Origin of the sequence: Corallococcus carmarthensis, assembly GCF_003611695.1 — a bacterium.
In the GTDB taxonomy this organism is placed as follows: Bacteria; Myxococcota; Myxococcia; order Myxococcales; family Myxococcaceae; genus Corallococcus; species Corallococcus carmarthensis.
In genome coordinates this window covers 1-15,321 of record NZ_RAWE01000083.1, presented here as the reverse complement: position 1 = coordinate 15,321, position 15,321 = coordinate 1, and the positions used below count along the sequence as shown (strand labels likewise).

The following is a 15,321-nucleotide window of genomic DNA, read 5'->3' as shown; positions in this document are numbered from 1 at the left end:
CGAAAGCGTCCTTGGGCTCACACGGCTAGGCCGTCAGCCCCCACCGGCGCCTCAGGCGCGTCTCCACCGTCTGGAAGAGGACGCGGTCCACCGTGATGCCGATGAGGATGATGGCCAGCATCACCGCCATCACCTGCGACACGTCCATCAGCTCGCGGCCCATGGTGAGCAGCTGGCCCAGACCGCCGGAGACGAAGAGCAGCTCGCCCGCGAGCAGCGCGCGCCACGCGAAGCTCCACCCCAGCTTGAGGCCGGTGACGATGCCAGGCAGCGCGCCGGGCAGCAGCACGCCGAAGTAGAAGCGCAGGCCCCGCACGCCCAGGGTCCGCGCCACGCGGGCCAGCTGCGGGTCCAGGCCGTTGACCGCGTCCTCGGTGGCGATGGAGATGCCCAGCACGCTGCCCATCACCACCACGAAGAGGATGGCGCTGTCGTTGAGGCCGAACCACAGGAGCGCCAGCGGCAGCCAGCAGATGGAGGGCAGGGCCTGCAGGCCCATCACCACCGGCTTCACCGCGTTGCGGAAGAAGGCCAGCCGCGCGATGAGCAGCCCCAGCGGGACGCCGATGGCCACCGAGATGAGATAGGCGCGCATCAGCCGGCCCAGCGAGCGCAGCGTGGCGCCGCCCAATTGCCCGTCGCGGGCCATGGCGATGAGCGCCTGGACCACCTCCAGCGGCCCGGGGAACAGGTGCTTGTTCCAGATGCCCGAGCGCGACAGCACCTCCCAGAGCGCGAAGAGCAGCGCGATCATCCCCAGCTTCTGCGCCCACTTGAGCATGGTGGTGTCCCCTCTAACGGCCGGTCACGATGCTCGTGCGAGGCATGCTGGACGGCGTGCGCGTGCGGCGGCTCAGGGGCTCCGCGGGCGGGGCCTCCAGCGCGGCGCCCTCCGAGGCGCGCAGGCGGTGGCGGATGTCGCGCGCCATGGCGTCCAGGGACGGGTCCTCCAGCGAGCGCGGCATGGGCAGGTGGATCTCCAGGTCCTCCACCACGCGGCCCGGGCGGGGCGCCATCAGCACCACGCGCGTGCCCAGCATCAGGGCCTCCTGCACGTCGTGGGTGACGAACACCACCGTCTTGCCGGAGCGCAGCCAGATGGCCTGCAACATCTCCTGCATGTGCACGCGCGTCTGGGCGTCCAGCGCGCCGAACGGCTCGTCCATCAGCAGCACGGTGGGGTCCACCGCGAGCGCCCGGGCGAGGCTGGCGCGCATCTTCATGCCGCCGGAGAGCTCGTGGGGCAGCGTGTCCGCGAAGCCCTCCAGGCGCACGCGCTGGATGAAGGTGTCCGCCCGCTCGCGGCGCTCGGCGCGGGGCACGCCCCGGGCGGCCAGCGCGAAGGTGATGTTGCCGCGCACGGTGAGCCACGGGAACAGCGCGGCCTCCTGGAACATCAACAGCCGGTCCGGACCGGGCCCGTGGATGGGCTTGCCGTCAATGGCCACGCTGCCGCCCGTGGGCGCCACGTGGCCCGCGAGCGCGTAGAGCAGCGTGGACTTGCCGCAGCCGGAAGGGCCGAGCAGGCAGACGAACTCCCCCGAGCGGACGTTGAGGTTCACGTCCTTCAGCGCCACGACCTTGTTGGCGTAGTGGTGGTCCAGCTGGGCGATGGAGATCTTCGCCCGGTCCGCGTTCACGTTCGCGGGCCGCAGGAGGTGGGGCGCCGCCTGGCGCAGGCCCCGCATCCGCTCGATGAGGCGTCGAAGCATTCGCCACAACCTATTCATCTGCCCCAAGGTCGCACAGGCGGGGCCTGGAAGCGGGCAGGCGCCTTCCACTGTAGGACAGGTGGTGACGCCCGCGCCGCCCGGCTGGCTGCTTTTCGGGGCCGGGGCGCTCCGCCGTCAGGGGGTGGCGGCCCGCTCCGCCTTGCGGTGTGCCAGCGTGCGGGAGAGCAACCACAGGCTCAGGGCGAGCACGCCCAGGCCCACGACGGTGAAGGCGCCGCCTACGCGCAGCGATGCCTGGCGGTCGTCCCGGAACACCGCGAGCGCGTCCGTGCGGGGACCCGTGAGGTAGCGCCGCACGGTGTCCGCGAAGGCCCGGGCCTCCGCCTCGTCCTCCGTCCACTGGTAGGCGAGCGGCTGGACGCCAGAGGTCGTCTGCAGCTGCGGCCGGAAGATGGGCGCGGCGCCCCCGCGGGTGCTGCGGCTGCGGGCCACCTCCACGCCCTGGATGACGCCCGGCGCGTAGCGGCCCACCTCCTCCTGGCCCAGCCAGCTGGAGCGGGAGAGGACGCACGGGCCCTGGGGTTCGCAGTCCAGGTCCATGCGCGCCTTCTGGCCGAGGAAGAACACCCCCAGCACCAGGAAGGGCAGGGCGAGCAGCAGGAAGGCCGTGGCACCAATGGCGGTGGCGCGGCTGCGTCGGGAGGCGGGGGGCGAACGCACGGCCCGGTTCTATAGACCCGCGCGCCCCAGGGGGGCAGTGCTTTCACACGCCCGCGAGTGTCGCCCTCCAGGCAGGCGGGCGGCCCGGGCTGTTCAACGGCGGTCTCCTCTGAGGGGCCGGGTGGGGAAACGCAGGGCGGCGGACGGGCACTTGCGACATCCGTCCCAAGTCCGCACCCCTTGTCCTGGGACGTTCAGCACTTCGCCCAGAAGGAGTCCGCCAGCCCATGAAGGCCGTGGCCATCATGTTCCCCTCGCGCGAGGTGCGTGTCCTCGACGTCCCCGAACCGCGGCTGCACTCGCCCACCGAGGTCAAGGTGCGCACGCTGGAGGTCGGCGTGTGCGGCACCGACCAGGAGATCCTGAATGGCCACCACGGCGAAGCGCCCAAGGGGGAGGACCACCTCGTCCTGGGCCACGAGTGCCTGGGCGAGGTGATGGAGGTGGGCGCGCACGTGCAGGGCCTGAAGCCGGGGGACCTGGTGGTGCCCCGGGTGCGCAGGCCCTGTCCGCACACGCACTGCCCCGCGTGCCGCCACGGCCACCCGGACTTCTGCGTGACGGGGGACTACACGGAGCGCGGCATCCAGGGCGCGCACGGTTTCTGTTCAGAGCACTTCGTGGAGGACGCGGCCTACCTGCACAAGGCGGATGACAGCTTGCGCGGCGTGGCCGTGCTCACCGAGCCGCTCACCATCGCGGAGAAGGGGCTGCGCGAGCTCGCGCACATCCAGTCCCGCCTGCCGTGGAAGGTGAGCCCCGGCAAGGCGCTGGTGCTGGGCGCGGGGCCGGTGGCGCAGCTGGGCGCCATGGCGCTGATGCGCGCGGGCTTCGACGTGACGGCGTACTCGCGCAGCCCCAAGCCCAATGAGAAGGCCGCCGCATCCGAAGCGGTGGGGGTGCCGTACATCTCCTCGAAGGAGGTGACGGTGGAGGCCTTGAAGAAACAGCTGGGCGGCGTGGCCGTCATCTACGAGGCGACGGGCGCGTCGAAGGTGGCCTTCGACTCGCTCCAGGTGCTGGAGGAGAACGGCGTGCTCATCTTCACCGGCGTGCCCGGGCGCGAGGAGCCACTGGAGCTGGATGGCGAACAGGTGCTGGGGCGGCTGGTGCTCGGCAACCGGGTGATGTTCGGCACGGTGAACGCGGCGGACAGCGACTTCCGCGAGGCACTGGAGGACCTGGCCCGCTTCCGCGCGAGGTGGCCGGGGAGGGTGGAGGCGCTCATCACCCAGCGTCACCCGCCGTCGGAGTTCGCGAAGGTGGTGGAGGCGAAGGGCGGCATCAAGCACGTCATCTCGTTCCAGGAGCATGCCCGGTGAATCCCCATCACGAGGACCTGAAGGGCGGCGTGGCCATTGAAGACCACGGCGTCATCGGCGACCTGCGCACGGTGGCGCTGGTGGGCAACGAAGGCACCATCGACTGGCTGTGCTACCCGCACTTCGACAGCCCCAGCCTCTTCGCGGCGCTGGTGGATCCGGAGAAGGGCGGGTACTGGCGCGTGTCCCCGGAGCCGGACGGGGTGATGAAGCGGCAGTTCTACTGGCCGGACACCAACGTGCTGGTGACGCGCTTCTACACGCCGGACGGCGTGGGAGAGCTCATCGACCTGATGCCCCTGGGCAGGGGGGCGAAGGCGGAGGGGCGCGAAGTCCTCCGTCGCATCCGCGTGGTGCGCGGCGAGATGTCCTTCCGCATGGAGTGCTTCCCGGCGTTCAACTACGCCCGGGACGAGCATGAGACGCACGTGGTGAACGGCGGCGCGGCCTTCGTCTCCAAGGGCTTGAGCATGCAGCTGGTGACGCCCATCCCCTTGAAGCAGGAGGGCAACGGCGTCGTCGCGCACTTCACGCTGAAGGAGAGCCAGTCCGCGGTCTTCACCCTGCGCGAGGGGGGCATCGAGGGCTGTCACCACCACCTGCACACGCACGACTCCGCGGAGAAGCTCTTCCGCGACACGGTGGACTACTGGCGCCACTGGCTGTCCAAGTGCAAGTACACGGGGCGGTGGCGGGAGATGGTGCAGCGCTCGGCGCTGGCGCTGAAGCTGATGACCTTCGAGCCGTCCGGGGCCATCGTCGCGGCGCCCACGTGCAGCCTGCCGGAGTCCGCCGGTGGCACGCGCAACTGGGACTACCGCTTCTGCTGGCTGCGCGACGCGGCCTTCACCGTCTACGCGTTCATCCGCATCGGCTTCAACGAGGAGGCCGCCGCGTTCATGCGCTGGGTGGAGAAGCGCTGCGCGGAGAACGGGGACGGGCCGCTGCCCTTGATGTTCAGCCTGGACGGCAGCCCGGTGCCGAAGGAGGAGGAGCTCAAGCACCTGAGCGGCTACGGCGGCGCGCGGCCGGTGCGCATCGGCAACATGGCGGCGAAGCAGCTCCAGCTGGACATCTACGGCGAGCTGATGGACTCCGTGTACCTGTCCAACAAGTACGCGGCGCCCATCTCGTATGACTTCTGGCGGCACCTGCGGCGGCTGGTGGACTGGGTGTGCGACCACTGGATGATGGAGGACGAGGGCATCTGGGAGATCCGCGGCTCGCGCCGGCACTTCGTCTATTCGAAGCTGATGTGCTGGGTGGCGGTGGACCGGGCCATCCGGCTCGCGGACAAGCGCAGCCTGCCGGCGGACCGCGCGAAGTGGCTGAAGACGCGCGACGCCATCTTCGAGGAGATCATGGACAAGGGCTGGTGCAAGGAGAAGGGCGCCTTCATCCAGGCCTACGGGCACGAAGCGCTGGACGCGGCCAATCTCCTGATGCCGCTGGTGTTCTTCCTGTCGCCGGTGGATCCGCGGATGCTCTCCACGCTGGACGTCATCCGCAAGGCGCCCCGGGACGGGGGCCTGACGTCGGACGGCCTGGTGTTCCGCTACGAGGCGGACGAGAAGCTGGACGGGATTCAAGGCAGCGAAGGCACCTTCAACCTGTGCAGCTTCTGGCTGGTGGAGGCGATGACGCGCGCGAGCGCCGTGCGGCCGGACCTCTTGGACGAGGCGCGGCTCATCTTCGAGCGGATGCAGGGCTACGCGAACCACGTGGGGCTGTACGCGGAGCAGACGGGCATGTCCGGCGAGGCGATGGGCAACTTCCCGCAGGCGCTCACGCACCTGTCGCTCATCAGCGCCGCATACAACCTGGACCGGACGTTGGGCCGCCACGATTGAGGAAGGGGCCTGTAGACTCGCGCGCACCCGCCATGCCCGACCTGTACCCGCTGCTGTTCCGCTTCGCCGTGAAGGTGGATGCCCACTACGACGTGCTGAGCCGCCGCGTGCGCAAGGGGCTGGGCATCGCCCCGCCGCTGCGCATCCTGCCGTACCGGGGCTACGGCACCCCGGAGCGCGTGGTCATCAAGGCGCGCGTGCTGGAGGAGCGCAAGGTGACGCCCCAGCGCCAGCGCCACACGCTCATGAGCAGCGCCGTGGCCTCCTACAAGCGCTACATGACCCGTGAAATCGCCAGCGCGCACGTGGCGGTGCGCTGGGGGGACAAGCGCTGGGAGGGCACCACCGACGAGGAGGGCTTCCTGGAGCTGTGGGTGCCGCCGCCCGAAGGCGTGCGCTCCGGCTGGCACATGGTGGAGCTGGAGCTGCTGTCCCCGGAGGCTGAAGGCGTGCCGCGCGTGTCCGCGCCGGTGCGGGTGGCCGGGACGAGCGCGGAGCTGGGCGTCATCAGCGACATCGACGACACGGTCATCGCCACGGGGGTGACGGATCCGCTCAAGCGCGCGTGGGCGCTGTTCCTCACGGAGCACCGGGGGCGGCTGCCGTTTCCGGGCGTGGACGCGTTCTACGCGGCGCTCCAGGCGGGCGCGAGCGGATCGGCGGACAACCCCATCTTCTACGTGTCCAGCAGCCCGTGGAACCTCTACGAGCACCTGGACGAGTTCCTCTCCATCCACCGCATCCCCATTGGTCCGCTGCTGCTGCGCGACTGGGGCCTGTCGCGGCACGGGTTCGCGCCGGGCGGGGGACACGGGCACAAGCTGGACAAGATCCGCGGCGTGCTGGAGACGCTCTCGCACCTGCCCTTCGTGCTGATTGGGGACAGCGGCCAGGAGGACGCGGAGCACTACCGCACCATCGTGCGCGAGTACCCGGGCCGCATCCGCTGCGTCTACATCCGCAACGTGCCGGGGCGCTCCAAGCGCGGCGAGGAGATGGAGACCATCGCGAAGGACATCCGCGACGGGGGCAGCGAGCTGGTCGTCGTGGATGACACGGTGGCCGCCGCGAGGCACGCCGCGCGCGCCGGGTGGATCCGTTGGGAGGAGGTCCCGGAGGTGGAGGCCCACCGCCGCGAGGACGCCGCGAGGAGCGCCCTGGGCGAGCGGGGCTGAAGATTTCCAACCCCGCGCGTCACGGCGCGGTGACACGTGCACGGGTGACGTGTTGTGGCTTGAGGGGGGGAGGGGGCTGTGGCACAGGCGGGGCTCCCCGCTTCATCCCCCCGAGGTTGTAGACATGTTCCGACACACCGTGCAGTGGTCCGTGCTGGCTTCCGCGCTGTTCCTGGGCGCGTGCAACACCGCGCCCACCCCGACGCAGGAGCCCACGCCGGCGCCCGAGTCCACCCAGTCCGTGCGCGCGGTGGAGTCGAAGCTGAGCCAGATCGAGCTGGAGTGGGAAGGTCCGACGCCGCTGCTGGAGTCGGACATGGAGGCCGGCAACGAGGAGTGCGACTCGTACTACAACTGGTGTGACGGCACGCTGGACGTCTACGGCTTCCCCTGGTCGTCCACGCAGGCGCCCACGCTGTCGGACGCGGTGGAGTCGGTGTTCGCGCTGATGCAGCAGGACCCGCGGGAGCAGAGCCGCATCAACTGGCAGGACCGGGGCACCGTGCCGTTCAGCACGCTGTCCGACACGCTCTTCTTCTTCGACGCGCTGGACCCGCACCTGCTCACCGAGCTGGGCAACGGCACGGAGCAGGTGCAGATCCGCTACTTCTATTCGTCCTACCTGGTGGCCCCGGGCGCGCATGACTGGAACCACCTGTTCATCGTGCTGTTCCCCCAGTCGCACCGCATCGCGGTGTTCAACCTGGTGAACCACGAGATTTGAGCCGCCACCCGAGCCCTGGGGCTCTCACCCCACGGGGCGCCCGCTCTGCATCTGGACCATGCGGAGCGCGCGCTCCATGAGCTCTCCCTGAGCGGAGCGCTTGTCGTTGGGCGTGGCGGCGGTGCGCCGCCGCCACGTGCCGTCGGAGGACAGCTCCCATGCGCCGCTGGTGTCCACCATGCATCGCTCCACCACGTCGCGCACCTGCGCGGCCAGGGCGGGATCCTCCACCGGCGCCAATATCTCCACGCGGTGGTCCAGGTTGCGCGGCATCATGTCCGCGGAGCCGATGTAGCAGCGCGACGTGGGGCCCCGCTCGAAGGTGTAGATGCGCGGGTGCTCCAGGAAGCGGCCCAGGTTGGACACCACCCGGATGTTCTCCGACACGCCCTGCAGCCCCGGCCTCAAGCAGCAGATGCCGCGCACGTTGAGCTCCACGCGCACGCCCGCGCGGGACGCGTCGTAGAGGGCGCGGATGATGCCCGGGTCCACCAGCGCGTTCATCTTCATCAGGATGCGCGCCGGCGTCTCCGCCGTGTGCGCCGCGACGGTCTTCTTGATCTCCTCCATCAGCCCTTCGCGCATGGTCAGCGGCGCGACCAGCAGCTTGCGGAAGGAGCGCGGCCGGCCGAAGCCGGTGAGGAAGTTGAAGACGTCCGCCACGTCCGCGCCAATGTCCGGATCCGTGGTGAACAACCCCAGGTCCGTGTAGAGCCGCGCCGTCTTCGGGTTGTAGTTGCCCGTGCCGATGTGCACGTAGTGCCGCACCCGCTCGCCCTCGCGCCGCACGATGAGGATGGCCTTCGCGTGCGTCTTCAGGCTGGGAATCCCGTACACGACGTGCACGCCCGCCTCTTCCAGCGCGTTCGCCCAGCGGATGTTGGTGCGCTCGTCGAATCTCGCCTTCAGCTCCACCATGCACACCGCCTGCTTGCCGTGCTCCGTGGCGCGGATGAGCGCGGGCACCAGCGGGGAGCTGTCCGACGTGCGGTACACCGTCTGCTTCAGCGCCAGCACGTCCGGGTCCTCCACCGCCTCGCTCACGAAGCGCTCCACCGAGGAGGCGAAGGATTCGTAGGGGTGGTGCACCAGCAGGTCGCCGCGGCGCATCGCGGACATCACCGTGCCCCCGCCGTCCGGGGACTCGTTGTCCGTGCGCAGCCGTGCCTGCGTCACCGGCGTCCACGGCGGGTCCCGCTGCTCGGAGAAGCCCGGCGTCATCGCCAGCGACATCACGTCCGCCAGGTCCAGCAGGCCGTGCTCCTCGTACACCTGCCGGGGCTCCAGCGTCAGCGCCTCCACCAGCGGCTCCAGCAGCTTCGCGTTCATCCCCGCTTGGATCTCCAGGCGGATGACGTCCCCGAAGCGGCGCTGGCTCAGCTCCGTCTCCACCGCCTTGAGCAGGTCCTCCGCGTCCTCGGATACGGTGAAGTCCGCGTCGCGCGTCACGCGGAACAGGCTCCAGTTGAGGACCTCCATCCCGGGGAACAGGTCCCCCAGGTGCTGCGCGATGATCTCCTCCAGCGGCACGAAGAGCGTGCCCCCCTTGAGCGGCACGAAGCGGGGCAAGATCTCCTTGGGCACCTTCACCCGCGCCACGCTCTCCTCTTCCGCCACCGGGTCGCGCAGCAGCACCGCGAGGCTCAGGGACAGGTTGGAGATGTACGGGAAGTGCCGCCCCAGCCCGATGGCCAGCGGCGTGAGCACGGGGAAGATCTGCTCGCGGAAGCGCTGATCCACCTGCGCGCGTTGATCCGCGTCCAGCTCCTTCATGGACAGGATGCGCAGCCCCTTCTCCGCCAGCGCGGGGCGCAGGACCTTCTCGAAGCAGTCCGCGTGTCGCCGGCCCTGCTCCAGGATGCCCGTGTGCAGCTTGTCCAGCGTGTCGCCCGGGGACGCGCCGTCCGGCACCAGGCGGCCCACGCGCGCGGCGATCTGCTCGTGCAGCCGCGCCACGCGGATCATGAAGAACTCATCCAGGTTGCGCGCGTAGATGGAGGTGAACTTCATCCGCTCCATCAGCGGCACCTCCGGCGACTCGGCCAGCTGCAGCACCCGGTCGTTGAAGGCCAGCCACGACAGCTCCCGGTTGAAGAACAGGCCGCTGTCCGGCACCTCCGTGCCCGGGGGAACGACATCCCGGTCCAGGGTCTTCTGGGCGGTGTTTTTCGCGGCGGCGCGCTTCGCCATGACGTGTGACTCCTCGAGATGAGCCTCGGGTGTGCCCTCTAGCAGCCCTACACCGCGCGAATTGTGAACTCGCACGGCTGGCCCGGAACCGGACATCCGGGCGTATCCCACCCTGGACGACTCCGGCATTGGCCGGCGAGGCGGGCGGGCTGTGGACTCTCTGGCAGCCCATCGCTTGAATCCGGCGGGAAGTGACGGCATTCAAGAAGGGTGAGCACTTCCAATCCCCCGCTTCAGCCCGTTCCAGACGGTGTCCCGGCGGACACGTCTCCGGACGCCCTGTTCACGGCCTTCCGCGAAGGGGCCCAGAAGAAGTCCGGCCGCTTCACCTTCACCTGGTTCGTGGCCGCCGCGGTGCCGGTGGTGCTGGCCCTGGGCTTCTTCACCCTGTGGCGCGCCAACGGGACGTCCTTCTCCGTCGTCACCCCGCACGGCATCAAGGTGCTGCGCGCGGGCATGACCACCCAGGAGGTGGGAGGCCTGCTGGGCAACCCGCTCACGCTCCAGAAGCAGGGCGAGCAGGACTGCTACCGCTACGGCCGGCCCAACTTCGTGAACGAGGTCTTCGTCGTGTACTCGGTCTGCTACGAGCAGGGGCAGGTGCGCGACGTACTCACGCACCAGTACTCGGCCTGGCAGATAGACCCCACGACGGGCACCTTCGTCGCGCCCGGGCAGCCTCCCGCGCCCAAGAACCCGGCGGGGTAGGGCAGGGGCGCCGCCCGGGGAACGGCTTCAGGCCTGGGCGAGCCCTTCCTCGGCGCCCTCGAAGGTCACCTTCGCCTGCGTCATCACGTGCTCCACGGCGAGCAGGTGCCACGCGACGTCGGTCATCTGCGCGGACGCGGCCGGGTCCGCCATGGACTCGCGCAGCTGCGCCTCGGTGATTCCGAAGGGCTCCGAGGACTCCTTGAGCAGCTCCAGCGCGGCCTGCGGCGTGAGCTGGAGCTTGTCCCGCTGCGCGATGGCGCGGAGCACCAGGGCAATCTTGAGACGGCGCTCCACGTCGTCGCGGATGCCCGGGTGGTGCAGCCAACCGTCCAGCGCCTCCTGCTGCTCCTCCAGGCTGAAGAACTTCTGCGCCAGGACCTCGCCCTCCGCCTGGTGCCAGCGGCGGCGGATCTCCTCGTCCACCAGCGGCTTGGGGACGGTGACGTTGGAGCGGGCGACGATTTCGTCCAGCACCCGGTTGCGCGCGTCCACCCAGAGCATGTCGGCCATCTCGCCTTCCATCTCTTCCACGATGGAGCTCATGACCTCTTCATGCGTGGAGCCGCGGCCCAGCAGCTTCAGGAACGCGTCCGACTCCGTGTCGGGCATGCGCACCTCGCGCGCGCCGCGCACGTCCACCAGGAAGCGCGCCGGCATGCCGCGCAGCTGCTCCGCCGGGTAGTTGTCCGGCAGCACCAGCCCCACCTCCACGCTGTCGCCCACGCTGGCCTCGGCGATGACCTCCGAGAAGCCGGGCAGCATCACCTGGGGCGCCAGCTCCATCCAGTAGCCCACGCGCGAGCTCAGCGGGATGAGGCGGCCGTTGGCGTAGCCCAGGATGTCGAGCCGCACGTCGTCGCCCATGACCAGCGCTTCGCCTTCCGCGCGCTCCCGGACCTCCGCCTTCGCGCGGGCCAGCTCGTGGAAGCGCTCCAGGAGGTCCTCCTCCGTGAGGTCCTCGCCCACCGGCACGCGGATGTTCAGGTTCTCCAGCGAGGGGGCCTTCACGTCCGGCAGGTCCGCCTGGTGGCCCAGGCCGGGCGCCACGGGCAGCCGCTGCACCAGCTGCCGCACGGGAGTCTCGGCCGCGACGGCGGCGGGCGCTTCCGGAGGCTTGCTGCTGGAGGAAGGGGCGGCGGCGGACTTCGCCGGCTTCGCCGGAGCGGAAGACGGGCCGGGTGCCTTGGCGGCGGAGGCCGGCGACTTCTCGGGGGGGTTCTTCTTCGTGGCCACCGGAGGGCCTCCTGGCAGGTAGCGACCGTGGTCCCAGAGGGGATTGAAACGAGTGCGTCTCACACGGTCACGGTGCCTACCAGAAAAGGCCCCCCTGGGGACATCCCCGGGCGTTCGCCGCCCGGGGCCCTGCGTTGCTGCCTACCGCACCGGCTTTAGCCGAACAGGCCGCCGACGAAGCTGGAGACGGCGGAGACGGCGGCGCCCACCTGGCTGACCACCGGGATGTTGGTGGCGGCGGCGATGGAGCCCACGGCCGTGATGACGCCCGTGACCTTCTTGGTGGTGCTGGCGTTCGGGTCGCGCAGGGTGGAGACCGCGTTCGCCGTGTCGAAGGCGGCGATGGCGATGTTGGCGCCCGGGGCGAAGCGGCCAGCGGCCTTGGCCAGGGTGCCCCCGGCGGCGCGGGCGGCGGCGGACGCACCGGCCTTGGCGGCGGCCTTGCCACCCTCGGACAAGGCGGCGCGGGCGGCGGCGCGGGTCGCGGTGCCCGTGGCGGCCTTCAGGGCCACGCCGCTCTCGCCGACAGCGGTCTTCAGCGCGGTGCGCACGCCGTTCTTGATGGCGGAGCTCGCGCCACCCTCGAAGGCGGCCTTGGCGGCGGCGCCGGCGGCGGCACGGGCCAGCTTGGGGCCGGCGCCCGGGACCGCGGCCTTGAAGGCGCCGCTGGCGGCCTTGTACGCGCTGCCGAACTTGGTCGCGTCACGGGCCAGCTCCAGGCCACCCTTGACGGTGCCGACCGCGGTCTTGCCGGCGGTGGCGACAGAGCCCAGCGCCTTGTTCCAGTCCTCGCTGCTGCCGGAGCGCACGGCGTTGCGCACGTCGCTGATGGCCGTGCCGGCCTGGCCCACGAACTTCGCGGCGCTGGTGATGGTGCCGAAGGCCTTGCCCGCGATGCCCAGCTTGCCCTTGAGGTCGAGCTTGGTCTTCGGGTCCATGGCCTTGGAGACCATCTTGTCGACGTTGCCCTTCAACGTCGCCTTGAAGCCGTCCGTCTTCAGGCTCTTGACGTTGTCGAAGCCGTCCTTCACGGCCGTCTTCACCTTCGTGAAGGTGTCGTAGCCCTTCTTCGCCTGCGTCCCGATGTCCTTCGCCGCCTTGATGGGGTCCTGCTGCACCTGGCGGATGGTGTTGCTGACGGCACTGCGGGCGCGGTCGATGAAGCTCATTTGGGGGCTCCCTCGTCGGAGTTCGAGGAAAGGTTGGGAAGGGCTGCTGACGACTTGCCGGGATTATCGCACCGGCTGCCGATCAGTTGCGTAGCACCTCACATGTACTGAGAAGGTGGGTGTGGGACGCCGGTTGTGGCACGGCGCGTCAGGCTCAGCGGCAGTCCGGGTCCGCGTCGTCGGCCCGGCCGTCCGCGTCGTTGTCCGCGCCGTCGTGGCAGTGGCCGGCCTCGGAGGCGGCCCACTCGGTGACGTGGAGGGTGTAGCGGATGGGGGTGTCCCGGTCCGGCCGGGCCATGCCGTCCACCACCACCAGCACCGTCTGCCCCTGGGCCAGGGTGAGCTTCAGCGCGGGGGCCCCTTTGGTGGTGGGATGTGGGTGTGCGGAGCAGCCCAGCTCCGTGCCCCGGCAGCCGGTGAGGAGGTACAGGGCGTGGCCGCCCGCGTCCGGGTCGCCGCCGGGCGAGGTGTCGAAGACGAAGGTGCCCGCGCGGGGCGCCGTCCACAGGTGGGCGCGGTCCTGCTGGAGCAGCGCGCCGCAGGTGCCCTGGAAGCCGTCGCCGGAGAGGGCCGTCTCCCCCTGGAAGGTGACGGGCAGGGCGCTGCCCAGGTCGTGGTGGGCGCAGCCCTGGCCCTTGCAGCGGGGCTCATCGCGGCACTCGGTGTCCGCGCAGTCCACCCAGCGGTCCCCGTCGTTGTCCATGTTGTCGAAGCAGGCGCCGGCCTCGCTGGAGCGCAGTTCGTCGATGTGCAGCTGGAAGGAGCCCTGCGTGAAGGACTCGCCGGCCAGGGCGTCCACCGTCACCAGGACCCGCTGGCCCTGCGTCAGCGTCACCGCCACCCGGGCCCCACCGCCGTAGCTGATGCCGCCCGACGCGCAGGCCAGCTCCTGGCCGCCACAGCCGTCCGCGTGGACGGCGATGACCGACCGCACCGCCGAGCGGGCCGTGTCGAAGGTGAAGGTGCCCGCCCGCGGCGCCGTCCACAGGTAGCCCCGGTCCGGCGCACCGGCGCCTCCACAGGAAGCGGCGTGGTCGTCCCGGGCCTCCACGGTGGAGCCCGTCAGCGACACGGGCAGCACACTGCCCAGGTCGCGATCCACGCACACGGGCTCCGGAGGCGCGCAGACGTGGGGCACGCCCGTGCCGCCGCAGGTCTCCGGCGCCGTGCAGCCGCCACACTCCAGCGTGCCGCCGCAGCCATCCGCCACCGCGCCGCACGTCGCGCCCAGGAAGCCGCAGGTGGCCGGCCGGCATCCGGGTGCCGCGCAGACGTTGGCCGTGCCGCCCGCGCCGCACGCCTGGCCTTCCGCGCACGCGCCGCAGTCGAGCATCCCGCCGCAGCCGTCCGCGACCTGCCCGCAGTTCTTGCCCAGCGCCGCGCAGGTGGCCGGCGTGCACGCGGCCTTCCCGCAGACGTTGGGGACGCCCGCGCCGCCGCACGTGTGGGACCCGAGGCAGCCTCCGCACTCCAGCACCGCGCCGCAGCCGTCGGACACCCGGCCACAGTCCTTGTCCTGGGCCGCGCAGGTCGTGGGCACGCAGGTGCCGGCGCCGCAGACGTTGGCCTCGCCCCTGCCGCCGCACGTCGCGTCGGCCGTGCAGGCACCGCACTCCAGGACGCCGCCGCAGCCGTCCAGCACCTCGCCGCAGTTCTTTCCCAGCGTGGCGCAGGTGGCCTCCTGGCACAGGGGGGTGGCGCAGACGTTGGCCACGCCGCTCGCGCCGCAGGAGAGCCCCTCGCCGCACGCGCCGCAGTCGAGCACTCCGCCGCAGCCGTCGGACACGGGACCGCAGTCCTTGCCCAGGGACTCGCAGGTGGTGGGGACGCACGGCGCGCGGCCGCACACGTTGGCCGTGCCGCCCCCGCCGCACGTCTCATCCGGCCCGCATACGCCGCAGTCGAGCACCCCGCCGCAGCCGTCCGCGACCTGGCCGCAGTTCTTGCCGGACGCCTCACAGGTGGCGGGGACGCAGGCCGGGGGCCCGCAGGCGTTGGGCACGCCGGCGCCGCCGCAGACCTCCGGCGTCGAGCAGGTGCCGCAGTCGAGCACCCCGTCACAGCCGTCCGAAAGAGACCCGCAGGTGGCGCCCCGCGCCGCGCAGGTGCTGGGGACGCAGGGCATGGGGCCGCAGACGTTGGGCACGCCGCCCCCGCCGCAGGCCTGGCCTTCCGCGCACGCGCCACAGTGCAGCGTGCCGCCGCACCCGTCGATGGCGTAGCCGCAATCCAGTCCCTGGGATTCGCACGTCATGGGCATGCAGAGGGACGGGGGCCACCGGCTCAACAACTCCGAGGATGCGTCCTCCAGCAGCGTCCGGCCGCACGCCGTCCACAGTCCCAGGAGGAACACCCATCCCACCCGCCAGCCTGTCCGCCCCATGCCCCGTTCCGCCGCCCGTGAGGGCCCGCCATCGGCCTCTGTCACGAGGGTGGGGAGCCGCCCGGTCCCCGCGAAGCGGCGGCAAGCCCTGGCGGGTCTCCAGCGGTCGGAAAGGCGTCACTGTCCCACCCCGCCCGCCGGGAAGGCGCGCACTGGTGGACACCCGGGGGG

General features: G+C 71.0%; 12 protein-coding genes. 5 read left to right on the top strand and 7 right to left on the bottom strand.

Annotated elements, in window-relative coordinates:
* Positions 1 to 25 precede the first annotated feature (25 nt).
* From D7X32_RS22015 to D7X32_RS22005, 3 genes are all read right to left on the bottom strand, one after another.
* On the bottom strand, positions 26 to 781 hold the full coding sequence (locus D7X32_RS22015) for an ABC transporter permease (RefSeq protein WP_120604536.1): 756 nt from the start codon (positions 779 to 781) through the stop codon (positions 26 to 28).
* A gap of 13 nt (positions 782 to 794) precedes the next feature.
* Positions 795 to 1,712, bottom strand: a complete 918-nt coding sequence (locus D7X32_RS22010) for an ABC transporter ATP-binding protein (protein ID WP_120604535.1) — start codon at positions 1,710 to 1,712, stop codon at positions 795 to 797.
* A gap of 135 nt (positions 1,713 to 1,847) precedes the next feature.
* Positions 1,848 to 2,393: a hypothetical protein gene (locus tag D7X32_RS22005; protein ID WP_120604534.1), complete on the bottom strand. Its 546-nt coding sequence runs from the start codon at positions 2,391 to 2,393 to the stop codon at positions 1,848 to 1,850.
* A 227-nt stretch (positions 2,394 to 2,620) separates the two neighbouring features.
* On the opposite strand from D7X32_RS22005, the gene D7X32_RS22000 reads away from it, so the two are divergent.
* The 4 genes from D7X32_RS22000 (at position 2,621) to D7X32_RS21985 (ending at position 7,464) form a co-directional block, all read left to right on the top strand.
* Complete coding sequence (locus tag D7X32_RS22000; RefSeq protein ID WP_120604533.1) at positions 2,621 to 3,715, top strand: glucose 1-dehydrogenase; 1,095 nt, start codon at positions 2,621 to 2,623, stop codon at positions 3,713 to 3,715.
* Positions 3,712 to 5,565, top strand: a complete 1,854-nt coding sequence (locus D7X32_RS21995) for a glycoside hydrolase family 15 protein (RefSeq protein ID WP_120604532.1) — start codon at positions 3,712 to 3,714, stop codon at positions 5,563 to 5,565. Before D7X32_RS22000 ends, D7X32_RS21995 begins: the two co-directional genes overlap by 4 nt.
* A gap of 32 nt (positions 5,566 to 5,597) precedes the next feature.
* Complete coding sequence (locus D7X32_RS21990) at positions 5,598 to 6,740, top strand: App1 family protein phosphatidate phosphatase (RefSeq protein ID WP_120604531.1); 1,143 nt, start codon at positions 5,598 to 5,600, stop codon at positions 6,738 to 6,740.
* A 124-nt stretch (positions 6,741 to 6,864) separates the two neighbouring features.
* Positions 6,865 to 7,464, top strand: coding sequence for a hypothetical protein (locus D7X32_RS21985; protein ID WP_120604530.1), 600 nt, complete (start codon positions 6,865 to 6,867; stop codon positions 7,462 to 7,464).
* Positions 7,465 to 7,488: 24 nt separating this feature from the next.
* Here D7X32_RS21985 and ppk1 read toward each other — a convergent pair whose 3' ends face one another.
* The gene (gene ppk1 / locus D7X32_RS21980; protein WP_120604529.1) at positions 7,489 to 9,654 is read right to left on the bottom strand and encodes a polyphosphate kinase 1; all 2,166 of its coding nucleotides are present in this window, start codon (positions 9,652 to 9,654) and stop codon (positions 7,489 to 7,491) included.
* A gap of 210 nt (positions 9,655 to 9,864) precedes the next feature.
* Between ppk1 and D7X32_RS21975 the strand changes: the two genes are divergently transcribed.
* Positions 9,865 to 10,362 carry a hypothetical protein gene (locus D7X32_RS21975; protein ID WP_244239132.1) on the top strand — a complete coding sequence of 166 codons (498 nt, stop codon included), beginning with the start codon at positions 9,865 to 9,867 and terminating at the stop codon, positions 10,360 to 10,362.
* 27 nt (positions 10,363 to 10,389) lie between these two features.
* On the opposite strand, the gene D7X32_RS21970 is transcribed toward D7X32_RS21975, so the two are convergent.
* From D7X32_RS21970 to D7X32_RS21960, 3 genes are all read right to left on the bottom strand, one after another.
* The gene (locus D7X32_RS21970; RefSeq protein ID WP_120604528.1) at positions 10,390 to 11,598 is read right to left on the bottom strand and encodes a trigger factor; all 1,209 of its coding nucleotides are present in this window, start codon (positions 11,596 to 11,598) and stop codon (positions 10,390 to 10,392) included.
* Positions 11,599 to 11,753: 155 nt separating this feature from the next.
* Entirely contained in the window at positions 11,754 to 12,767 is a 1,014-nt protein-coding gene (locus D7X32_RS21965) for a hypothetical protein (RefSeq protein WP_120604527.1), read from the bottom strand.
* Positions 12,768 to 12,921: 154 nt separating this feature from the next.
* Positions 12,922 to 15,150, bottom strand: coding sequence for a tryptophan synthase alpha chain (locus D7X32_RS21960; RefSeq protein ID WP_120604526.1), 2,229 nt, complete (start codon positions 15,148 to 15,150; stop codon positions 12,922 to 12,924).
* Between the last annotated feature and the right edge of the window lie 171 nt (positions 15,151 to 15,321).